General features: G+C 65.6%; 16 protein-coding genes, 1 tRNA gene and 2 rRNA genes (1 of these 19 running past the window's edge). 15 read left to right on the top strand and 4 right to left on the bottom strand.

Annotated elements, in window-relative coordinates:
- The 6 genes from ACFQPG_RS02155 to ACFQPG_RS02130 all read left to right on the top strand — a co-directional run.
- Positions 1-2,670: ribosomal RNA gene (locus ACFQPG_RS02155) — 23S ribosomal RNA — on the top strand; it begins 122 nt to the left of the window's first position.
- 108 nt (positions 2,671-2,778) lie between these two features.
- A 5S ribosomal RNA gene (gene rrf / locus ACFQPG_RS02150) occupies positions 2,779-2,893 on the top strand.
- A 142-nt stretch (positions 2,894-3,035) separates the two neighbouring features.
- Positions 3,036-3,112: transfer RNA gene (locus ACFQPG_RS02145), tRNA-Met, on the top strand.
- A 298-nt stretch (positions 3,113-3,410) separates the two neighbouring features.
- The gene (gene xth, locus ACFQPG_RS02140) at positions 3,411-4,181 is read left to right on the top strand and encodes an exodeoxyribonuclease III (RefSeq protein ID WP_380809898.1); all 771 of its coding nucleotides are present in this window, start codon (positions 3,411-3,413) and stop codon (positions 4,179-4,181) included.
- Positions 4,178-5,191, top strand: coding sequence for an ATP-dependent DNA ligase (locus ACFQPG_RS02135; RefSeq protein WP_380809897.1), 1,014 nt, complete (start codon positions 4,178-4,180; stop codon positions 5,189-5,191). The genes xth and ACFQPG_RS02135 overlap by 4 nt, the downstream gene beginning before the upstream one ends.
- A gap of 2 nt (positions 5,192-5,193) precedes the next feature.
- Positions 5,194-5,778 carry an alpha-ketoglutarate-dependent dioxygenase AlkB gene (locus ACFQPG_RS02130; RefSeq protein WP_380809895.1) on the top strand — a complete coding sequence of 195 codons (585 nt, stop codon included), beginning with the start codon at positions 5,194-5,196 and terminating at the stop codon, positions 5,776-5,778.
- Between the two features lie 51 nt (positions 5,779-5,829).
- Here the strand turns inward: ACFQPG_RS02130 and ACFQPG_RS02125 are convergent, their stop codons facing one another.
- Positions 5,830-6,726 carry an arginase family protein gene (locus tag ACFQPG_RS02125; RefSeq protein ID WP_380809893.1) on the bottom strand — a complete coding sequence of 299 codons (897 nt, stop codon included), beginning with the start codon at positions 6,724-6,726 and terminating at the stop codon, positions 5,830-5,832.
- 36 nt (positions 6,727-6,762) lie between these two features.
- Here ACFQPG_RS02125 and hutI point away from each other — a divergent pair, with 36 nt between their 5' ends.
- From hutI to ACFQPG_RS02085, 8 genes are all read left to right on the top strand, one after another.
- Positions 6,763-7,968, top strand: a complete 1,206-nt coding sequence (gene hutI, locus ACFQPG_RS02120; protein WP_380809891.1) for an imidazolonepropionase — start codon at positions 6,763-6,765, stop codon at positions 7,966-7,968.
- 87 nt (positions 7,969-8,055) lie between these two features.
- The gene (gene hutU, locus ACFQPG_RS02115) at positions 8,056-9,726 is read left to right on the top strand and encodes a urocanate hydratase (protein WP_380809890.1); all 1,671 of its coding nucleotides are present in this window, start codon (positions 8,056-8,058) and stop codon (positions 9,724-9,726) included.
- Positions 9,727-9,845: 119 nt separating this feature from the next.
- On the top strand, positions 9,846-11,360 hold the full coding sequence (hutH, locus tag ACFQPG_RS02110; RefSeq protein WP_380809888.1) for a histidine ammonia-lyase: 1,515 nt from the start codon (positions 9,846-9,848) through the stop codon (positions 11,358-11,360).
- 219 nt (positions 11,361-11,579) lie between these two features.
- Positions 11,580-12,332 (top strand): alpha/beta fold hydrolase, encoded by a 753-nt coding sequence (locus tag ACFQPG_RS02105; RefSeq protein WP_380809886.1) that lies wholly within the window; start codon positions 11,580-11,582, stop codon positions 12,330-12,332.
- Positions 12,329-12,982 carry a tetratricopeptide repeat protein gene (locus tag ACFQPG_RS02100; RefSeq protein WP_380809884.1) on the top strand — a complete coding sequence of 218 codons (654 nt, stop codon included), beginning with the start codon at positions 12,329-12,331 and terminating at the stop codon, positions 12,980-12,982. The genes ACFQPG_RS02105 and ACFQPG_RS02100 overlap by 4 nt, the downstream gene beginning before the upstream one ends.
- Before the next feature lie 5 nt (positions 12,983-12,987).
- A complete protein-coding gene (locus tag ACFQPG_RS02095; RefSeq protein WP_380809883.1) occupies positions 12,988-13,404 on the top strand; it encodes a VOC family protein in 417 nt (138 codons plus the stop codon).
- Positions 13,401-14,138, top strand: a complete 738-nt coding sequence (gloB, locus tag ACFQPG_RS02090) for a hydroxyacylglutathione hydrolase (RefSeq protein WP_380809881.1) — start codon at positions 13,401-13,403, stop codon at positions 14,136-14,138. The genes ACFQPG_RS02095 and gloB overlap by 4 nt, the downstream gene beginning before the upstream one ends.
- Positions 14,139-14,191: 53 nt before the next feature.
- Positions 14,192-14,617, top strand: a complete 426-nt coding sequence (locus tag ACFQPG_RS02085) for a hypothetical protein (protein ID WP_380809880.1) — start codon at positions 14,192-14,194, stop codon at positions 14,615-14,617.
- Position 14,618: 1 nt separating this feature from the next.
- Here ACFQPG_RS02085 and ACFQPG_RS02080 read toward each other — a convergent pair whose 3' ends face one another.
- The 3 genes from ACFQPG_RS02080 to ACFQPG_RS02070 are packed head-to-tail and all read right to left on the bottom strand — an operon-like array spanning position 14,619 to position 19,135.
- The gene (locus ACFQPG_RS02080) at positions 14,619-16,406 is read right to left on the bottom strand and encodes an AMP-dependent synthetase/ligase (protein WP_380809878.1); all 1,788 of its coding nucleotides are present in this window, start codon (positions 16,404-16,406) and stop codon (positions 14,619-14,621) included.
- The gene (gene ggt, locus ACFQPG_RS02075) at positions 16,403-18,091 is read right to left on the bottom strand and encodes a gamma-glutamyltransferase (RefSeq protein WP_380809876.1); all 1,689 of its coding nucleotides are present in this window, start codon (positions 18,089-18,091) and stop codon (positions 16,403-16,405) included. Before ggt ends, ACFQPG_RS02080 begins: the two co-directional genes overlap by 4 nt.
- Before the next feature lie 9 nt (positions 18,092-18,100).
- Positions 18,101-19,135, bottom strand: coding sequence for a quinone-dependent dihydroorotate dehydrogenase (locus ACFQPG_RS02070; protein ID WP_380809875.1), 1,035 nt, complete (start codon positions 19,133-19,135; stop codon positions 18,101-18,103).
- Between the two features lie 136 nt (positions 19,136-19,271).
- Here ACFQPG_RS02070 and ACFQPG_RS02065 point away from each other — a divergent pair, with 136 nt between their 5' ends.
- The gene (locus tag ACFQPG_RS02065; protein WP_380809874.1) at positions 19,272-21,155 is read left to right on the top strand and encodes a DUF885 domain-containing protein; all 1,884 of its coding nucleotides are present in this window, start codon (positions 19,272-19,274) and stop codon (positions 21,153-21,155) included.
- Positions 21,156-21,326: the final 171 nt, after the last annotated feature.

Raw genomic sequence — 21,326 nt, 5'->3', positions numbered from 1 at the left:
GAAACCCATCCTCACTATATACTCTCAATCGAGTTCGCTCGGTTGCGGTTATATAGGAAGGATATCACTTGGCTGAATAAAATAGGCTTAGTGAAGCGAACCCGGGGAACTGAAACATCTCAGTACCTGGAGGAAAAGACATCAACCGAGATTCCGTAAGTAGTGGCGAGCGAACGCGGACCAGGCCAGTGCCTTGTTGTTAGTTAGCAGAAGCTATTGGAAAGTAGCGCCAGAGCGGGTGACAGCCCCGTATGCGAAAGCAATCAACAAGGACTCGAGTAGGGCGGGACACGTGTAATCCTGTCTGAACATGGGGGGACCACCCTCCAAGCCTAAATACTCGTGTATGACCGATAGTGAACTAGTACCGTGAGGGAAAGGTGAAAAGCACCCCGATGAGGGGAGTGAAACAGTACCTGAAACCGGTTGCCTACAAGCAGTGGGAGGATCCTTGAGATCTGACCGCGTACCTCTTGCATAATGGGTCAGTGACTTAATGTATCAAGCAAGCTTAAGCCGTTAGGTGTAGGCGCAGCGAAAGCGAGTCTGAATAGGGCGATTGAGTTTGATGCATTAGACCCGAAACCCGGCGATCTAGGCATGACCAGGGTGAAGGTGAGGTAACACTCACTGGAGGCCCGAACCGATTAACGTTGAAAAGTTACCGGATGAGTTGTGTTTAGGGGTGAAAGGCCAATCAAGCCGGGAAATAGCTGGTTCTCCGCGAAAACTATTGAGGTAGTGCCTCGGATGTTTTCCTGTGGGGGTAGAGCACTGGATGGATGCGGGGGCCGCGAGGTCTACCAATTCTAACCAAACTCCGAATACCACAGAGTATAGTCCGGGAGACAGACGGCGGGTGCTAAGGTCCGTCGTCAAAAGGGAAACAGCCCTAACCTACAGCTAAGGTCCCCAAGTCATCACTAAGTGGGAAAGCATGTGGGAATCCCAAAACAACCAGGAGGTTGGCTTAGAAGCAGCCATCCTTTAAAGAAAGCGTAACAGCTCACTGGTCTAATTAAGGGTTCCTGCGGCGAAGATGTAACGGGGCTAAAGTGATGCACCGAAGCTTAGGGTGTGATCGCAAGATCACGCGGTAGCGGAGCGTTCCGTAAGCCTGTGAAGCGGAAGGGTAACCGACCGTGGAGGTATCGGAAGTGAGAATGCTGACATGAGTAGCGATAAAGAGGGTGAGATGCCCTCTCGCCGAAAGCCCAAGGGTTCCTGCGCAAGGCTAATCCGCGCAGGGTGAGTCGGCCCCTAAGACGAGCCCGAAGGGGGTAGTCGATGGGAATCAGGTTAATATTCCTGAACCTGGTGGTGTGTGACGGATCGGAAAAGTCGTTCTTCCTTATCGGATTGGTAAGGGCGGCGAACCGGTTCCAGGAAATAGCCCCACCGTATAGACCGTACCCGAAACCGACACAGGTGGGCAGGTAGAGTATACCAAGGCGCTTGAGAGAAGGGTGTTGAAGGAACTCGGCAAATTGCCTCCGTACCTTCGGAAGAAGGAGGCCCTCATTGCGGGCAACCGCTTTGAGGGGGCACAGGCCAGGGGGTAGCGACTGTTTAACAAAAACACAGGGCTCTGCTAAGTCGGCTTCAAGACGACGTATAGGGTCTGACGCCTGCCCGGTGCCTGAAGGTTAAGAGGAGGTGTGCAAGCACTGAATTGAAGCCCAGGTAAACGGCGGCCGTAACTATAACGGTCCTAAGGTAGCGAAATTCCTTGTCGGGTAAGTTCCGACCTGCACGAATGGCGTAACGACTTCCCCACTGTCTCCAACACCTGCTCAGCGAAATTGAATTCTCCGTGAAGATGCGGAGTACCCGCGGTTAGACGGAAAGACCCCGTGCACCTTTACTGCAGCTTCAGAGTGGCTGTGGGAAACAATTGTGTAGGATAGGTGGGAGGCTTTGAAGCCCGGGCGCCAGCTCGGGTGGAGCCACTGGTGAAATACCACCCTGTTGTTTTCTACAGTCTAACCTCGCACCGTTATCCGGTGCAGGGACCCTCTGTGGCGGGTAGTTTGACTGGGGCGGTCGCCTCCTAAAGAGTAACGGAGGCGCGCGATGGTGGGCTCAGGACGGTTGGAAACCGTCTGTTAGAGTGCAATGGCATAAGCCCGCCTGACTGCGAGACTGACAAGTCGAGCAGAGACGAAAGTCGGTCATAGTGATCCGGTGGTCCCTCGTGGAAGGGCCATCGCTCAACGGATAAAAGGTACGCCGGGGATAACAGGCTGATAACCCCCAAGAGCTCATATCGACGGGGTTGTTTGGCACCTCGATGTCGGCTCATCACATCCTGGGGCTGGAGCAGGTCCCAAGGGTTTGGCTGTTCGCCAATTAAAGTGGTACGTGAGCTGGGTTCAGAACGTCGCGAGACAGTTTGGTCCCTATCTGCCGTGGGCGTCGATACTTGAGAGGAGTTGCCCCTAGTACGAGAGGACCGGGGTGAACATGCCTCTGGTGGACCTGTCGTGGCGCCAGCCGCGCAGCAGGGTAGCTATGCATGGACGGGATAACCGCTGAAAGCATCTAAGCGGGAAGCCTCCCTCAAGATAAGGTATCATCGAGCCGTGGAAGACCACCACGTTGATAGGCCGGGTGTGGAAGTGCAGTAATGCATGGAGCTAACCGGTCCTAATTGCTCTGTTCGCGCTTGAGAGTCCCACCATCATCGACAGCTCTGTCGATTGGTTTGACCTCAGCTAGATGACGCCAGAATAATGGTCGTACGATTTCTAGAACTTCCGCTCAGCGCCAGCTTCATAGCTTGGTGACCATAGCGCCTGTGACCCACCCGATCCCATCCCGAACTCGGCCGTGAAACCAGGCAGCGCCGATGGTACTCCAGCTTAAGCTGTGGAAGAGTAGGTCGTCGCCAGGCTTTGCAGCTGGCGTTGCGTGGAAGAAAACCCATTCACATGTTTGACGAAGCCGCTGCCGGAGATCCGAGCGGCGGCTTTGTCGTTTGTTGGATCGACAGATGGGACGCCTTGCGCGTGCCGCCTGGCGGCCGGCAGAACTGGCGCGGGGTGGAGCAGCCCGGTAGCTCGTCAGGCTCATAACCTGAAGGTCGCAGGTTCAAATCCTGCCCCCGCAACCAGCACAGTTAGGCCGCCTTCGGGCGGCCTTTTTGCGTTTTGGACTTGGTGCCGCGGGATTGGCTCGGCTTGTTCGCCAGCGGGGCTCACCGCCGCAAGAACACGCTCCGCAGCCGCGGCCCAGCCCCGCTTCTGGACCGGCCATTGCCCCTGCGATGTGCCGCTCCAGGAAGTTGACGCACTGAGAACGTCCGGCTCTCTCGGCCGCTTTTTCACGGATCCGCGATCGCTACAAGTTCGAGGAGCAGCGCCGCCGCGACCCCAATTGAACCGAAGCCGGACCGAACGGTTCACCTGCCTGTGCGGATCGCAACCTACAACGTGAACGGTGTCAACGGGCGCCTGCCGGTGCTGCTGACGTGGCTGGAGGCGACGGCCCCGGATGTCGTCTGCCTCCAAGAATTGAAGGCCTCGGACGAGAAGTTCCCGCGGCAGGCAGTCGCGGAGGCCGGCTACGGCGCCATCTGGCACGGCCAGAAAAGCTGGAATGGGGTCGCGATCCTGGCGCGTGGCTGCGATCCGGTGGAGACCCGCCGCGGACTCCCGGGCGAGCCTGACGACGCGCACAGCCGTTACCTGGAAGCGGCGGTGAACGGCGTGCTTGTCGGTTGCCTGTACCTGCCCAATGGCAATCCCAAGCCCGGACCCAAGTTCGACTACAAGCTTCGATGGATCGCGCGCTTCGAAGCACTCGCGGCCGAGCTTCTCCCGCTGAAGGAGCCCGTGGTGCTCGCCGGCGACTACAACATCATTCCTACGGAGGCCGACGTCTACAAACCGGAACGCTGGTTGGACGATGCCTTGTTCGCACCCGAAGCGCGAGCGGCGTACCAGCGAATGCTCGATGGCGGATGGACCGATGCCCTACGCCATCTCCATCCGGACGAACGGATCTTCACCTTCTGGGATTACTTCCGCAACGCGTTTCCGCGCGATGCCGGGCTGCGGATCGACCATCTGCTGCTAAACGCCGCGGCGAGCCGGCGATTGAAGCAGGCCGGGGTCGATCGCAGCGTCCGCGCGATGGAGAAGACAAGCGATCACGCGCCAGTGTGGATCGAGCTCCAATGACCGCGCCCGCGCCGATGGAAGCGCTGTTGGTCGAGCATTTGCCCGACGAGCCCGGCTGGCAATATGAGCCCAAATGGGATGGCTTCCGCTGCATCGCGGTTCGCGTTGGCGCCCACGTCGAGATGTGGTCCAAGTCGGGCAAGCCGCTCGGGCGCTACTTCCCTGAAGTGGTGGCGATGCTCGGCCGGCTCGCGGGCGATCGTGTCGCGCTCGACGGCGAGCTGGTGATCGAAGTCGATGAGGGACTCAGTTTCGACGCGCTGCAGATGCGCCTTCACCCGGCCGAGAGCCGCGTCCGTAAGCTGGCAGCGGAAACGCCGGCCACGCTGCTGGTTTTCGACCTGCTAGAACTGAACGGCGAGGATCTGAAGGACCGGCCCCTGCAGCAGCGGCGGTCGGCGCTCGAGCGCTTCATGGCGCAGCAGGATGAGCCGGCGCTGCTCCTCTCACCCGCGACCACCATCCGGGGGGCCGCGCTCGACTGGCTCGGGCGGAGCGGCGGCGCGCTCGACGGCGTGATCGGCAAACGCCTGACGGACAGCTACCGGTCGGGCGAACGCGCGATGATCAAGGTGAAGCAGCATCGGACCGCCGATTGCGTGGTGGGCGGCTTTCGCACCGGCAAGGCCAGCGCGGACATGGCGTCATTGCTCCTCGGGCTCTACGACGAGACCGGCAAGCTCAACCATGTCGGCTTCTGTTCCTCCTTCTCGGCCGCGGACAAACGCGCCTGGACGCCGGAGCTCCAAGCGCTGATTGAACCGCCGGGCTTCACCGGCGCAAAGCCCGGCGGGCCGAGCCGGTGGAATCGCGGGCAGGAAAGCGAGTGGCTTCCGCTCCGGCCCGCCATTGTGGTCGAAGTCCTCTACGATCAGGTGACCTCGGATCGCTTTAGGCATGGAACGCGCCTGCTCCGCCGCCGACCCGACAAAGCCCCGGAGCAATGCGGCATGGACCAGCTGCGCCACCCGCTTACCCCTTCGGAATTGAAGCAACTGCTTGGCCGCTGACGATGGACCTGTTCGACGCTCCCCTGATTCCGGGCCTCCGGGTCCGGCAAGAATTCGTGACTGCGCAAGAGGAACAGGAATTGATCGCCCGGATCGGCGAAATCCAACTGGCCCCGTTCAAGTTCCAGGGCTTTGAAGGCAAGCGCCTGACCCGCACCTTCGGCTGGCGCTACGATTTTCAGGATGGCAGCTTCTGCCAGGCCGAACCGCTTCCCGACTGGCTGCTGCCGCTGCGCGACCGCGCTGCCGCATTCGCCGGTCTTCCGCCGGACGATTTCGGCCACGCCCTGCTGATCCGCTACGATCCCGGCGCAGGAATCGGCTGGCACAAGGACCGGCCCGTGTTCGAGGATGTGGTCGGAATTTCGCTTGGCGCGGCGGTGCAACTGGCCTTCCGCCAGCGGTTGGAGAAGGGTTTCCGCCGGGTAAAGCTGCCGCTTGAGACGCGCAGCGCGTACCTGCTCCGGGGTGAGGTCCGCCAGACGTGGGAGCATGGCATCGCCGCTCACCCGGAGCGGCGATGGTCCATCACCTTCCGGAGCCTGTCGGAGAAGGGGAGGAAGATTCTCCAAACCCGCTCATCCTGAGGAGCCACTTCGGCCTCGCTCAGTGGCTGCTCAGGATGAGCGGACCGGGAGTCATCGCATCTCAAATCCCGCAGCCACTTCCGCCAGCCACCGCCCGGCCGTCAACCCGCTGAGATCGGACGGGTCGAGCGGCGGGTCCCATTCGGTCAGGTCGACCACCCTGACGTTGGGCTCGGCCGCCAGCCGGCGGACCGTGGCGAAGAAATCAAGAGCGCTCATCCCTCCGGCGCGCGCACCTGGCGCTCCGGGAAACTCGCTGCGGTCGATCACGTCGATGTCGCAGTCGACCAGCACAGCCTCGCAATCGGCTACGTGAGCCAACGCGCGATCGAGCGCCTCCCCGATTCCCTTGTCTCGCACCGCGCCGATGCTGATCACCAGATTGCCGGCGGCGAGTGCATCCTGGTGCATTGCGCGGCTGTTCGCGAACGGCGCCAATCCCACCTGCGCGATGTTTCGGCCCGGCAGCCCGTCCTCGATCAGCGCCCGCACCGGGTTGCCGTTGCCCAGCCCGTCGCTGGTCTCGCGCATGTCGAAATGGGCATCGAGCGTGATCAGCCCGCAGCGCCCGAGCGGGACTCCCAAACCCTCCGCCAGCCCGTGCAGCCCAGGCCGGGTCACCGCATTGTTGCCGCCGAGCAGCAGGGTCAGGTCATGTCGTCGGACGCTGGCCGCCACCGCCCCGCGGATCGGTGCGGTCGCTTGTTCGATGCTCAGCCCCTCAACCGCTACATCGCCATGATCGGCGATTCGGCTGCCCAGCTCCCGCCCGGTCTCGATATCGTAGCGGCCGATCCGCCGCAGCACGCGGCGCAGCTCGCCCGGAGCAAGGTCGCACCGCCCGGGGGTGACCGAGCCGGCAGCCAGCGGCGCTCCCACCAACCCGATCGGCGCATCGCTCGTCGCATCGCACAGCAGGTCTTGGAGGTTCGGCCAGGCGCTCGTCATTGCGCGCCTGCCTAGCAGCGTGCCAAAGGCCGCGCCATGTGGGATCGCCTGCTCACCGACTGCAATGTCGCGACAATGGACGGCCGCCGCGGCGATCCGCTGGGGCTGGTCAACAACGCCGCGATCGGCATCGCCGACGGCAAGATCGTCCGCGTCGGCCGCCGCGCCGAGCTGGCCGGGTTTCAGGCGAAGGAGGTCGTTCCGCTCGGCGGGGCCTGGGTCACGCCGGGCCTGATCGACTGCCATACTCACCTCGTCTTCGGCGGCACCCGCGCGGCCGAACATGCCATGCGCCGCGCCGGGGCGAGCTACGAGCAGATCGCCCGGGCGGGCGGCGGGATCGCCTCCACCGTGGCCGCAACCAAGGCGGCCGGCTCCAGCGAGCTGATCGATTCCGCCCGCCGCCGCCTTCGTGCGCTGATGGCTGGCGGCTGCACCACCGTGGAGATCAAGTCGGGCTACGGCTTCGACCCCGCCAGCGAGATCCGCCTGCTCAATGTCGTCCGTGCCCTCGGTAACCAGGAGGCGGTGCGGATCGTCCCCACCCTCCTCGCGCTTCATGCTCTTCCGCAGGGCGCCGAGAGGACCGAGTTCGTCGATCGGGCGATCGAGGAGCTCATCCCCGCGGTGGCGAGACTGGGGCTTGCGGAAGCGGTCGACGGCTTCTGCGAAGGCATCGGCTTCCTGCCGCACGAGATCGAGCGGCTGTTCGACGCCGCTGACAATCATGGCCTTCGAGTCAAGCTCCACGCCGAACAGCTCAGCAATCGTGGCGGCGCCAAGCTCGCCGCGCGCTACAATGCCTTGTCCGCCGATCACCTCGAACACCTCGACGCGGTTGGCGCCGAGGCGATGGCCGAGGCGGGCACAGTCGCCGTGCTCCTTCCCGGCGCCTTTTATGCGCTGAACGAGAAGCAGAAACCGCCGGTCCAGCTGCTGCGCGATCATGGCGTGCCGATCGCCGTCGCCACCGATTGCAATCCCGGCACCTCGCCCCTGCTCAACCCGCAGCTGGCGATGAACATGGCCTGCACCCTGTTCGGCCTCTCGCCGGAAGAGGCGCTCGCCGGAATGACGATCAACGCCGCCGCCGCGCTCGGCCTCGCCGACGAGATCGGCGTCCTCGCTCCAGGCATGGCTGCCGACATCTGCGTCTGGCGCATCGCCGACCTGGCGGAGCTCGGCTACTGGATCGGTCTGCCGGGGCCGGAGCGGCGGATTGTGGGTGGGGTGGACGCTTAGCCTCCTCAGTGCGAGGAGCGCAGCGACGCGGCAATCCAGTTTTCTTGGGCGCATCGAAGTGCACTGGATTGCTTCGCTGCGCTCGCAATGACGGGGACCGACTTGGACCAAAGACGCGACAACAGCCGCCGCATCCGCGCCCGCCGCGGCAACGAGATCAAGGCCAAAAGCTGGCTCACCGAAGCCGCCGTCCGCATGCTGATGAACAATCTCGACGAGGAAGTCGCCGAGGACCCGCAGAGCCTGGTCGTCTACGGCGGCATCGGCCGCGCCGCGCGCAACTGGGCTTGCTACGACAAGATCGTCGAGACCCTCGAGCGCCTCGAAAACGACCAGACCCTCCTCGTCCAGTCCGGCAAGCCGGTCGGCGTCTTCCGCACCCACCCCGACGCCCCGCGCGTGCTGATCGCCAACTCCAACCTCGTGCCCAAGTGGGCCACCTGGGAGAAGTTCAACGAACTCGATCGCGCGGGCCTCATGATGTACGGCCAGATGACCGCAGGCTCGTGGATCTACATCGGCACGCAGGGCATCGTCCAAGGCACCTACGAGACCTTCGCCGAGATGGGCCGCCAGCATTACGGCGGCGACTTGCGCGGCAAGTGGATCCTCACCGCCGGCCTCGGCGGCATGGGCGGGGCGCAGCCGCTCGCGGCGGTGATGGCCGGCGCCCACTGCATCGCCATCGAGTGCCAGGAAAGCCGCATCGAGAAGCGCCTCGAAACCCGCTATCTCGACCGCCGCGCTGCTAGCATCGACGAAGCGCTGGAGATCATCCGCACAGCCACCGAGCCCACCAGCGTCGGCCTGCTCGGCAACGCCGCCGAGATCATCCCTGAGATGCTCGCCCGCGGCATCCGCCCCGACGCGCTGACCGACCAGACCAGCGCCCACGACCCCGCCAACGGCTATCTGCCGATCGGCTGGAGCGTCGCCAAGTGGCAGGACATGCGCGAGCGCGATCCCGCAGCCGTCGCGCACGCCGCCCGCATATCCATCGCCCGCCATGTCGAGGCGATGCTGTCCTACAAGGAGTTGGGCGTTCCGACCTTCGACTATGGCAACAACATCCGCCAGGAAGCGCTCGACACCGGCGTCACCCACGCCTTCGACTTCCCCGGCTTCGTGCCTGCTTACGTCCGCCCATTGTTCTGCCGCGGCATCGGCCCGTTCCGCTGGTGCGCCCTCTCCGGCGAGCCGGAGGACATCTACCGCACCGACCAGCGCGTGAAGGAACTAATCCCCGACGACCCGCACCTCCACCGCTGGCTCGACATGGCGCGAGAGCGGATCGCATTCCAGGGCCTGCCCGCCCGCATCTGCTGGGTCGGCCTCGGCCAGCGCCACCGCCTCGGCCTTGCCTTCAACGAGATGGTGAAGAGCGGCGAGGTCAGCGCCCCCATCGTCATCGGCCGCGATCATCTCGACAGCGGCAGCGTCGCGTCACCCAACCGCGAGACGGAGGCGATGAAGGACGGCAGCGACGCCGTGTCCGACTGGCCTTTGTTGAACGCCCTCCTCAACACCGCGAGCGGCGCCACCTGGGTCAGCCTCCACCACGGGGGCGGCGTCGGCATGGGTTACAGCCAGCACGCCGGCATGGTCATCGTCGCCGACGGCACCGAAGAGGCGGCCCGCCGGCTGGAGCGGGTCCTGTGGAATGACCCCGGCACCGGCGTGATGCGTCATGCGGATGCAGGGTATGAGGATGCGATGGACTGCGCTCGGGAGCAGGGGCTCGATTTGCCGATGCTCTGAGCTGCCCTAGGTAAGATGACCAGAGCGCCTGCTTGTGTTTTTATCAGACTTGGCAGCGTGAAGCGCTCGTGTTGGTCGTGACTAGTCGCTCTGCTTTTCATCTGCCAAACGCCGCACCCATGCTCACCCTCAACCCCGAAGCCATCGACCTCGCCACCCTGCGCCAGCTCTGGACCGGCGCGCCTTCCCGCCTCGACGCCGCCAGCGTGGACCGCGTGCGCGACTCCGCCGCCGCGGTCGAGCGCATCGTCGCGGGTGGGGAGACCGTCTACGGCATCAACACCGGCTTCGGCCTGCTCGCCAACGAGCGCATTCCGGCCGGGCGCCTCGCCGAGCTTCAGCGCAACCTGATCCTGTCGCACAGCTGCGGCCTCGGCGACGCGCTTCCGCGGCATGTCACCCGGCTGATGATCGTGCTGAAGCTGCTCGGCCTCGGCCGCGGCTATTCGGGGGTTCGGCCGGAGGTGATCGACGCGCTTCAGAGCCTGCTCGAGCGCGACGCCACGCCGGTGATCCCGGCGCAGGGCAGCGTCGGCGCGTCCGGCGACCTTGCCCCGCTGGCGCACATGACAGCAACCCTGATGGGCTTCGGCTGGATCGATCTCGCCGGTGAGCGGATCGCCGCCGGGGCGGCGCTGCAGCGGCTCGGCCTCGCACCACTCGAGCTCGGTCCCAAGGAAGGCCTCGCCCTCATCAACGGCACCCAGGCGAGTTGCGCCATCGCCCTCGACGCTTTGTTCGCCGCCGAACGCGTGTTCGGCGCCGCCCTCGCCGCCGGGGCGCTGTCGGTCGATGCGCTGAAGGGCAGCGTCAAGCCGTTCGACCCGCGCATTTCGGCGCTGCGCGGCCAGCCCGGCCAGATCCGCGTCGCCGCCGAGATTGCCAGCCTGCTCGACGGCTCGGAAATCGTCGCCTCGCATCACCGCTGCGGCCGGGTCCAGGACCCGTACAGCTTCCGCTGCCAGCCGCAGGTAATGGGCGCCGCGCTGGACCTGCTCGCCAACGCCGCCCGCACGCTCACCATCGAGGCGGCGGCGGTGACCGACAATCCGATCGTGTTCGAGGATGAAGACTCCGCCATCAGCGGCGGCAACTTTCACGCCCAGCCGGTCGCCTTTGCCGCCGACACTATTGCCATGGCGCTGTGCGAAGTCGGCAGCCTGTCCGAACGCCGCACGTCCGTGCTGGTCGACCCCAAGATGAGCGGGCTTCCGGCGTTCCTGGTCGACGACGGCGGCGTCAACAGCGGCCTGATGATCCCTCAGGTCACCGCCGCGGCGCTGGTCAGCGAGAACAAGAGCCTCGCTTTTCCTGCGTCCGTCGACAGCATCCCGACCAGCGCGGGGCAGGAGGACCATGTCTCCATGGCCCCGATCGCCGCGCGCAAGGCTGCAACCATCGCCCGCAATGCGGCCGGGGTGATTGCGGTCGAACTGATCGCCGCGGCACAGGGCGTCGACTACCACGCGCCGCTCAGGACCAGCGCCCCGCTGCAGCAGCTGCACGCCAAGGTGCGCGAGCTTTCGCCCCACCTCACAACCGACCGTTATTGGGCGGACGAGATGGCGGCGCTGCAGGCGGCGGTGCTGGCGGGGGAGATCATTTCCAACCCGCTCATGCTGAGGAGGGACTGAGCCGAGCGCAGCGAAGTCGAAGGCCCGTCTCGAAGCATCGGCAATCCTTCGAGACGCCGCTTCGGCAAGCTCAGCGGCTCCTCCGGATGAGCGAACTGGATCGTAGCGCTGTCCTACACAGGCCGATGTGTTCTAGGCACCTGTCAACAGGTAACGACGGAGGAACGATCCGCAGAAAATCGCCCCCGTCACCGTGAACATTGTGAACATTCGACCCCGATGACCCAGCCCGACATCCACTTCATCGATCTGCCGGACGGCCGCCGGATCGCAACCCGCTTTCGTCCCGGCGAGGGTCCCGCGACCCTCGTTTTCCTGCCCGGCTATGCCTCGGACATGGAGGGCGCCAAGGCCCTCGCGCTCGACGCCTTCGCGGCCGAACGTGGCATCGCCATGCTGCGCCTCGACTATTCCGGCACTGGCTCCTCCTCCGGCCGCTTCGCGGACGGAACGCTGGCTCGCTGGATCGAGGACGCAGGAGCGGCGATCGACCGGCTGACCCAAGGCCCGCTGATCCTCGCCGGCTCGTCGATGGGGGGCTGGATCATGCTGCACCTGGCGCTGCAACAGCGCGAGCGGGTGCGCGGTCTGCTCGGCATCGCCGCCGCGCCCGACTTCACCGACTGGGGCTTCACGCCCGAGGACAAGGCAACGCTGCGGCGGGACGGCCGGCTGCAACGGGCGGATCCCTACGGGGGCGAGGCTCAGCTGACGACACTGGGCTTCTGGCAGTCGGGCGAGCAGCTTCGCCTCCTCCACGAAGAAATTGCGTTCGACGGACCGGTGCGGCTGATCCACGGGGATGGCGACACGGACGTTCCGGTGGGGGTGGCGCTTCGCCTCAAGGCGCGGCTGCGTTCAGCCGATGTCCAGTTGAACATCCTAAAGGGCGGCGGGCACCGCCTGTCGGAGCCGCATGAGATCCGCGCGATCTTGCGTAGCGCCGACGACCTTCTGGAGCTTGCCCGATGATCTTCACCCTCCTTGCTGCCGCGGCGTTGGCCCAGGCGCCCGCGCCTTGCGCGTCCGGCACCGATGGCGCGGTCTGCCGTGCGTTCCAGGCGCGCGACGCCGGCAAGCACGACGCCGCCGCGCAGGAGTTCGAAGCGCTGGCCTCCGCCTCGCAGGGCGCGGCTCGTGACCGCGCGCTCGCGGCGGCCGGCAACCTGTGGATCGCCGCCGACCAGCCGGGCAAGGCTGCGCTCGCGCTCGACAAGGCGCTTGCCGGTGCGGGCCTCCAGGCCGAGCAGCGCGGCGAAGCCCTGCTCGATCGCGCCCGGGCCGCCGAAGCGCAGAACGACCTCAAGACCGCCCGGGCCAAGGTCACGGAGGCGCAGGCCAGCATCTCCGATGACCCGTTCCTGTGGTATTTTTCGGCCGCGCTGGCGATCCGCGAAGGCGATGCCGTAACGGCCAGGAATGCCATCGGCCGCGCGCTCACCCTCGCTCCCAACGAAGCGCTGATCCTGTTCGAAGCCGGCCACGTCGCGCATTTCATCGGCGACCTGAAGGCAGCGCGCGATTACTGGACCCGCGCCGCCGCAAGGGAGCCGAACAGCCCGACCGGCAAGGCTGCCCGCGAAGCCCTGGCCTTGCTGGACAAGCCCGCCGCTCCCAAGTGAGTGGCATGAAATTTCTCCACACGATGATCCGGGTTTCGGACCCGGACGCGACCGTCCGCTTCTTCAAGCTCCTCGGCCTCGAAGAGCGCCGCCGCATTGACAACGAGGCCGGCCGCTTCACCCTGATCTTCCTCGGCGTTCCGGGCGACGAGGGCGGCGAGGTCGAACTCACTCACAACTGGGATCCGGAGCCGTACGGCGGTGGCCGCAACTTCGGCCATCTCGCCTATCAGGTGGATGACATCTACGAGACCTGCCGCCGACTGATGGACGCGGGGGTGACCATCAACCGCCCGCCGCGCGACGGCCGAATGGCGTTCGTCCGGACACCCGACGCGATCTCGATCGAACTGCTCCAGAAGGGTGCGGCGCAGGCTCCGGCCGAACCATGGGCCTCCATGCCCAACACGGGGGCTTGGTGACTGCCGCCTTCGCCATCGAGGTCGTCCCGGCGCTCAGCGACAATTACGTCTGGCTGCTCCATGACCCGGCGAGCGGGGAAACCGCGGTGATCGACCCTGCGGTCGACGAGCCGGTGCTCCGCGCCGCAGATGCGCGCGGCTGGCGCATCACGCAGATTCTCAACACCCACTGGCATCCGGATCACGTCGGCGGCAACCTCGGGATCAAGCAGGCGACCGGCTGCATCATCACTGGCCCTGCCGCGGAGGCCGACCGTATTCCCGGCATCGATCGGCAGGTGGGCGAAGGCGACCGGGTTGCGGTCGGCTCGCTGGAAGCGCGCGTGTGGGAAGTGCCCGCGCACACTGCCGGACACATCGCTTACCTGTTCGACGATGCGGCGCTCGCCTTTGTCGGAGACACCTTGTTCGCGATGGGCTGCGGCCGCTTGTTCGAGGGCACCGCGGAGCAGATGCACCACAACCTCCAGCGCCTCGCGACGCTGCCCGAAACCACCGCAATATATGCCGCGCACGAATATACGCTCGCCAACGCCCGCTTTTCCGCCGCGATGGCCCCCGATGATCCCGCGGTTGCCGAGCGGCTCGCGGCGGTCGAGCAAGCCCGCCGGCGAGGTGAGATCACTCTTCCGACCACCATCGGTCAGGAGCGTTCGACCAACCTGTTCATGCGCGCCGGCGACATCGGCGAATTCGCTCAGCTGCGGGAGGCCAAGGACAGCTTTCGTTCATGACGGAAAGCGCAAGAGAGTTAAGCGTTAGAACCTCGCAACCCGAGAGGTCCCCCATGCGCCATATCGTCCCCATTGCTGTCTTGGCCGGCCTTCTCGCCGGTTGCGCGACAAGCACCGCCAATCCGCCGCAACGCACCGCGGAGGCTCAACAGCAACTCGATCGCTACCTTGCCGGCAAGGTCGCCGGCGAGCCGCGCAGTTGCCTGCCGCTCTATACCCGCAACAACATGGTGGTTGTTGACGACAACACCATCCTGTTCCGTGATGGCTCCAACCGCGTCTGGCGGAACGACCCGCCGGGCGGCTGCTCCCCGCTGGGCCGGCCTGGCTATACGATGGTGATCCGCACCGTCGGTGGCACCGGTCTGTGCCGGGGCGAGATCGTGCAGGTCGTCGACCTTGTCAGCGGCTTCAATGGCGGCTCCTGCTCGCTGGGCGACTTCGTGCCCTACACGGGGCCAAGCCGCCGCCGCGGCTGACCTAACGACCGTAGAGTGCGTTGAGCCGCTCGCCGTAGCGCGCCTTGATGACGTGGCGGCGTATCTTCATCGACGGGGTCAGCTGCTCGTTCTCGACCGTGAACGGCTCGTCGGCAATGGTGAAGCGGCGGACCTTCTCGATCACCGACAGGTCGGCATTGACCCGGTCGACTGCCTTGCCCAGCTCTGCCCGGATCGCCGACTCGTCGCCCTTCATCTGCTGCACCAGCTCCGGTTCCGGCACCAGCAGCCCGACCAGGTGCGGCCGCTGGTCGCCGGCGACCATCGCCTGAGCGATCTCCGGCTGCAGCGTCAGCATGCCCTCGACCCGTTGCGGCGAAACGTTATCGCCCTTGTCGTTGACGATCAGGTCCTTCTTTCGGTCCGTGATCTTGATCCGACCAGCTTCGTCGAAGTGGCCCACGTCGCCGGTATGCAGCCACACCCCCGTCCCGTCGCCGGCATCCTTGAGGACGCGCGCAGTCTCCTCGTCGTTGCGCCAATAACCGTGCATAACCAGCTCGCCCCGGACCAGGATCTCGCCGTCATCGGCGATCCGCACTTCGGTGTTGAGGAGCGGCGGTCCCACCGTATCCATTCGGATGCCGTTCTTGGGCCGATTGCAGCTGATCACCGGCCCTGCCTCGGTCTGACCGTAGCCCTGCAGCAGGGTGAGGCCGAGCGCGTCGAAGAAGATGCCGACTTCCGGGTTCAGCGGCGCGCCGCCCGACACCATTGCCTTGATCCGACCGCCGAACTTACGGCCGACCTTGCGGCGAAGCGTCAGTCCGAGCAGCAGGTCCATGGGCTTGTCGCTGAGGGGAATGGTCCCGTTCTGGTAGCGTTCCGCCCCGATCTGCAGTGCTCGGTTCAGCAACCGTCGTGACAGGCCGCCGCCCTTCTCGATTGTCTTGAGGATTCGCGCGCGGAGCATTTCGAACAGGCGGGGCACGACCACCATGATGGTCGGTCGGACCTCCTCGATGTTCGCGGCCAGTTTCTCCAGGCTTTCGGCATAATAGATTTGCGCGCCGAGCCCGATCGGGAAGTGCTGACCGCCGGTATGTTCGTAGGCGTGGCTCGCGGGCAGGAAGGAGAGAAAGATCTCGTCGTGCCAGCCAAAGTCGTTGGCGATCACGTCGGTGCAGGCAGCCACGTTGTGGAGGACTGCGCCATGGTGCTGGCGCACTCCGCGCGGCGCTCCGCCGGTGCCGCTGGTGTAGATCAGGCAGGCAAGGTCCTCCCGCCGGACCGCCGCAATGCGCCTGCGAACGTCCGCGACGTCGCCGCCATCCTTCGTGAGCTCGTCCCAGGCATGGAAGCGAGCGCCCTCCATCGCCTGCCCGGTGCGGATGTCGTCGATCCCGATCACGTCGTGGCAGTCGGACGAGAACAGGACCGCCGGAATGAGGTTGCGGGCCAGCTTCTGGTTGGAGACGATCACCGCCCGTGCGCCGCTGTTGCCCAAGATGTGGGTATGATCACGGGTGGTGTTCGTGGTGTAGGTCGGCACCGTCACGCAGCCCGCGGCCATGATCGCAAGGTCGGCGATCAGCCATTCCGGCCGGTTTTCGCTGACCAGCATGACCCGGTCGCCGGGTTTCAGGCCCAATCGCAGCAAGCTGGCCGACAGGGCTGCCACCTGGTGCGCGGCGTCCCGCCAACTGATCGACTGCCACTGCCCGCCGGACTTGCGCCACAGGAACGGCTCGGCGCCCTTCGCGTCGGCACGGTTGAGGAACATGGCAACGAGGTTGGGAAAGACCTCGAGCTGAGTACGCTTGGTCATTCTGGAACTGCTGCTCCCTCGCTGCGCGGATCGGCCGCTCCGACCCAGCGACCGGCCCGCCATTCGATTGCGTTGCCCTTGAAGCTGGGCGCGCGCAGTTCGACCGTGTGGCCCAGTAACCGGAGCGACGGCGCCATCGCTTCCAGCGCACTGCCCCGTTCGAGGTAGATGGTCTTCTCCGGCGCGAAGATCACCGGTGCGGCGATCGCGTCTTGGGCGTTCATGTTCCAGTCGACGACGCCGATGATCGCCTTGGCGACCTGGGCGATGATCGTCGCGCCGCCGGCCGCCCCGATCGCCAGTCGGACCTTGCCGTCGGGACCATAGACGATCGTCGGCGCCATCGAACTGCGCGGCCGCTTGCCCGGCTGCACGCGGTTGGCCACCCAGTCGTTGTCGACGTTCGGTACCAGGCTGAAGTCGGTCAGTTCGTTGTTGAGGTAATAGCCGTTGACCATCAGGCCGGAGCCGAAGGCGCTCTCGATGGTCGAGGTCAGGCTCGCCACTTCGCCCCAGCGATCCACGGCAACGAAGTGCGACGTGCCTTGCTCAACCGGCTGCAGCCCCGCACGCACCGGGGTCGCCTTCGCCGGCGTTCCGGCTTGCACCTCGGCGAGAGCGCGGTCGGGCGCGATCAGCGCCGAGCGCGCGGCGAGATAATCCTGAGCCAGCAGGCCCGCCGTCGGAACGCTTACGAAGTCGGGATCGGCAAGGTAGCGATCGCGGTCGGCAAAAGCGAGCCGCATGGAGTCCGCGATCAGGTGCCAGCTGGTGGGCGACGCCGGGCCGAGGCGGGCGAGGTCGAAACGTTCAAGCTGCTTGAGGATCGCGAACACGGTGGTACCGCCGGACGAGGGCGGACCCATGCCGCAGATGCGGTAGCCACGATAGCTGCCGCACACCGGGTCGCGTTGCTTGGCCGGATAGCGGGCGATGTCCGCGGCAGTCATCGGCGCCGGATTGCGCGGTGCGTTGCCGACGGCGGAGGCAATCGCCGCCGCATTCTGGCCGCTGTAGAAATGCTCCGGTCCGCGCCTCGCAACCTGCTCCAGGAACACCGACAATTGCGGGTTGCGGACCAGGGTACCGGCCGGCTTAGCGGACCCATCTGGCTGGTAGAAGAGTGCTCGGCCCTCAGCGCTCAGCGCACCTGTTTCCTTGAAGCGGGTGAGAAACTCCGCAAGCCGCGGGCTGATCGCGAAGCCGTCGCGCGCCAGGCGGATCGCCGGCTCGAACAGGCTGGCCCATGGGAGCCGCCCTTGGCCGCGATGGGCCAGTGCCATCATTCGAATGTTGCCCGGAACGCCGACGCTACGCCCGCCGGGAACCGCCGCGCGGTTGTCCAGCGGTTTGCCGCCGACGAAGAACCAGGTTTCGTTCGCCGCGGCCGGCGCGGTCTCGCGCCCATCATAGGTCTCAGGCGTACCGTCGCCATCGTCGTAGACCAGGAAGCCGCCGCCGCCGATGCCGCTCGACTGCGGCTCGACCACGGTCAGGGCGAGCAGGGTCGCAAAGGCCGCATCGGCGGCGCTGCCGCCCTGACGCAGCACCTCCGCCCCCGCATCCGCAGCGCGGGGATCAGCGGCGCTGACGACCCCTCTGGACGTGGTGGCAGGTGAGGTTGGAACGGTGGTGCAGCCGGGCAGGAGCAAGGCGCCGGCAAGCAGCAGGAGAGGGGCACGCATGACCGTGGGCTACTCGCTCCCCACCGCCTCGGCAATGGTGGCGAAGCCATGCTCGTGCAGCCGATCGGCGAGACCGCGTGCGATCCGCAGCGCCAGGCCGGGCCCTTCGTAGACCAGCGCCGAATAGAGCTGGACCAGACTCGCTCCCGCGCGGATGCGCTGCCACGCATCGTCCGCCGAAGCGATACCGCCGACCCCGATGAGTGGCAGCTGACCGCCCGTTTCCGAGCGAAAACGGCGCAGCGCTTCGAGGGCGAGTGGCTTCAGCGGCTCGCCCGACAGACCACCCGCTTCGGCCGCATGGGGCGAGTGGAGGGGCGGGCGGCTGATTGTGGTGTTGCTGACGATTAGCGCATCGACGCCATGGTCGATGGCGGCTCGAACGATCTGCCCCGGCTCGTCAGCGCCCAGGTCCGGCGCAAGTTTGAGAAACACGGGCGGGCCGCTTGCTGTTCGCGCCTGCCGGACCGCCGACAGCAGGTCGCGCAACGCGCCTTCGTCCTGCAACTGGCGCAATCCTGGCGTGTTGGGAGAGCTGATGTTGATCGTCAGATAGTCAGCCACCGGCGCCATGCGCCGCACCCCTTCAGCATAATCAGCGATGCGATCGGCACTGTCCTTGTTGGCCCCGATGTTCACCCCGACGGGTCCGTTCTGCCGGCTGCGTCGCGCAAGGCGCCGCAACGCATCCTCCTGCCCCCTATTGTTGAAGCCGTGTCGGTTGATAATGGCGCGGTCCTCGACCAGCCGGAACAGGCGCGGCCGGGCGTTGCCCGACTGCGGTCGCGGCGTCAGGGTCCCTACCTCGACGAAGCCGAAACCGAGCCGCAGCAACGCCTCCGGTACCTCGGCGTCCTTGTCGAACCCGGCGGCGAGTCCGACGGGGTTGGGGAAGCGGAGCCCCGCGATCGTGCTGGCCAGCGCACTTGGGAGGCCAGCGCCGGCTCGGCGGGGGTTCGCCTTCAAGGCGGCGATGGTGAGGCCATGCGCTCGCTCCGCATCGAGCCGGAAGATCAATGGGCGAAGCAGCGGGTACAGGCTCATCGCCCGGGTTATGGCAGCGCAAGCATTTTGTCGAAAGGTGGATTGCTTCGCACGCCACTCCCCGCGATGACGACTCACTCGTCATTGCGAGCGCGGCGAAGCAATCCAGCTGGCCGCGCCAGCGAAAGGCCGAACGTTGAAGCGTATTCTTCTCCTCGCCTCCGCCGCCCTGCTTGCGGCGTGCGCCTCCACCGCCAACACCGACCCGCTGCTGGCGCCGCCGCCGGCAACAGAAGGCACTCCCGCCGCTCCGACAGAGGCGGCGCAGTCGGCGGTCGCACCGATCCCGGCCGCCAACCCGGAGCTCGCCGCCTTCTTCGAGGAGTATGACAAGGCCGAACTGGCGCTGTCGCCCCTGTCCAAGGCCTATCGCGGGATCAAGGATGGCGACTATGGCAAGTGGGACGAGTTCACCGACGCCGCGGCGGAGGAGAATCGCGCGCTCGACCAGCGTTACGCCGCCGACCTGAAGAGCCGCTTCCCGCGCGCGTCGCTGAGCCCGGAGGACCAGCTCAGCTACGACCTGTTCCTGTACCGCATCGCCCGTTCTGACTCTCTGTGGCCGTATCGCAAGAGCGGCTACGTGTTCGACCAGATGAATGGCGCCCAGGCGGATGGCCCGGCGTTCCTGATCAACATTCACAAGGTTGCGAACGTCGCCGAGGCGGAAGCCTATGTCTCGCGGATTAGCGCGGTCGCCCGCTACCTCGATCAATCGATCGCCGAGGCGCGGGCCCGTGAGGCGCTGGGCGTGCTGCCGCCGCGCTGGGTGTTCCCCTACATCATCGACGACAGCCGAAATCTCATTAGGGGCGCGCCGTTCGACGCGGCCAAGGACAATGACCTGTGGGCCGACTTCAAGGGCAAGGTCGCCAAGCTCCACGCCGACGCCGCGACCAAGAAGCGGCTGCTCGACGCTGGGCGCACGGCGATGGTTCGCGATCTGAAGCCGGCCTACCAGCGGGTCATCGCCCTGATGCAGGCGCAGCAGGTCAAGGCCGGCCACGACGACGGTATCTGGCGCTTCCCCAACGGTGCCGCCGAATATCAGGCGCGGACCCGCTATTACACCACCACCGATCTCACCCCCGACCAAATCCACGATCTCGGCCTCGCACAGGTTGCCCGCATCCATGGTGAGATGACCGCGATCAAGGACAAGGTCGGCTTCAAGGGCTCGCTGCGCGACTTCTTCGAGCACATGCGAACGTCCAGGCAATTCTATTACCCCAACAATGCCGCGGGTAAGCAGATGTATCTGGACGAAAGCCTCAAGGCTCAGACTCAGGTCCAGGCCGTGCTGCCGCGCTTCTTCGGCCGACTCCCGAAGACCGAGTTGCAGATCAAGCCGGTGGAGCCATTCCGCGAGAAGAGCGCCGGCAAGGCCTTTTACAACGACCCGCCGCCCGACGGCTCTCGGCCCGGCATCTATTACGTCAACCTCTACGACATGAACGACATGCCTTCGACCGAGGTCGAGGCGCTGTACTGTCACGAGGGAATCCCCGGACACCACCTGCAGGGCGCGGTGCTGTCAGAACTGCCCAAGGGCTCGGTCCCGCCGTTCCGCCAGTTCAGCGGCTACAACGCCACCGATGAGGGCTGGGGGCTGTATGCGGAGAAATTGTGCAAGGAGATGGGCCTCTACCAGGACCCGTACCGCGATTTCGGCCGGCTGCAGTTGGAACTCCACCGCGCCATCCGGCTGGTGGTCGACTCAGGCATCCACCACAAGCGCTGGACCCGCGAACAGGCGATCAAGTACGTCGAGGACAATAGCGCCGATGCCAAGGGCGGGATCGTCAAGGCGATCGAGCGCTATGTCGTCTACCCGGGCCAGGCGACCGCTTACATGATCGGCAAGCTCAAGATCGAGGGGCTGCGCGCCCGGGCGAAGCAGCAGCTTGGCGAACGCTACGACGATCGCCAGTTCCACGACACGATCCTGCTGGCCGGTTCCATGCCGCTCGACATGCTCGAAAAGCGCGTCGACGAATGGATCACGCGGACGAAGGGGTAGGCGCTGGGCTCCCGCGGGGGAGGGAGCCCAGCCCCAAGCCAATGACTCTTGCGGCAGCAAGCGGCGCTCTGCGCCGGACTGGGCTCCCGCCTGCGCGGGAGCACATCGAGCCCTACGCACTTCCCCTGACTTGATTTTCCGCGACCGAGCGCACAAATCGGACTGGAAAGC

Origin of the sequence: Sphingomonas sp. GCM10030256 (genome assembly GCF_042666415.1) — a bacterium.
GTDB lineage: Bacteria > Pseudomonadota > Alphaproteobacteria > Sphingomonadales > Sphingomonadaceae > Sphingomicrobium.
The sequence above is the reverse complement of the archived record's forward strand: the minus strand, read 5'-3'. Positions and strand labels throughout refer to the sequence as shown.

Coding starts and splice junctions, on each gene's coding strand:
- ACFQPG_RS02135 (WP_380809897.1), top strand. CDS start 4,178: ATGACCGCGCCCGCGCCGATGGAAGCGCTGTTGGTCGAGCATTTGCCC.
- ACFQPG_RS02130 (WP_380809895.1), top strand. CDS start 5,194: ATGGACCTGTTCGACGCTCCCCTGATTCCGGGCCTCCGGGTCCGGCAA.
- ACFQPG_RS02125 (WP_380809893.1), bottom strand. CDS start 6,726: ATGACGAGCGCCTGGCCGAACCTCCAAGACCTGCTGTGCGATGCGACG.
- hutI (WP_380809891.1), top strand. CDS start 6,763: ATGTGGGATCGCCTGCTCACCGACTGCAATGTCGCGACAATGGACGGC.
- hutU (WP_380809890.1), top strand. CDS start 8,056: ATGACGGGGACCGACTTGGACCAAAGACGCGACAACAGCCGCCGCATC.
- hutH (WP_380809888.1), top strand. CDS start 9,846: ATGCTCACCCTCAACCCCGAAGCCATCGACCTCGCCACCCTGCGCCAG.
- ACFQPG_RS02105 (WP_380809886.1), top strand. CDS start 11,580: ATGACCCAGCCCGACATCCACTTCATCGATCTGCCGGACGGCCGCCGG.
- ACFQPG_RS02100 (WP_380809884.1), top strand. CDS start 12,329: ATGATCTTCACCCTCCTTGCTGCCGCGGCGTTGGCCCAGGCGCCCGCG.
- ACFQPG_RS02095 (WP_380809883.1), top strand. CDS start 12,988: ATGAAATTTCTCCACACGATGATCCGGGTTTCGGACCCGGACGCGACC.
- ACFQPG_RS02085 (WP_380809880.1), top strand. CDS start 14,192: ATGCGCCATATCGTCCCCATTGCTGTCTTGGCCGGCCTTCTCGCCGGT.
- ACFQPG_RS02080 (WP_380809878.1), bottom strand. CDS start 16,406: ATGACCAAGCGTACTCAGCTCGAGGTCTTTCCCAACCTCGTTGCCATG.
- ggt (WP_380809876.1), bottom strand. CDS start 18,091: ATGCGTGCCCCTCTCCTGCTGCTTGCCGGCGCCTTGCTCCTGCCCGGC.
- ACFQPG_RS02070 (WP_380809875.1), bottom strand. CDS start 19,135: ATGAGCCTGTACCCGCTGCTTCGCCCATTGATCTTCCGGCTCGATGCG.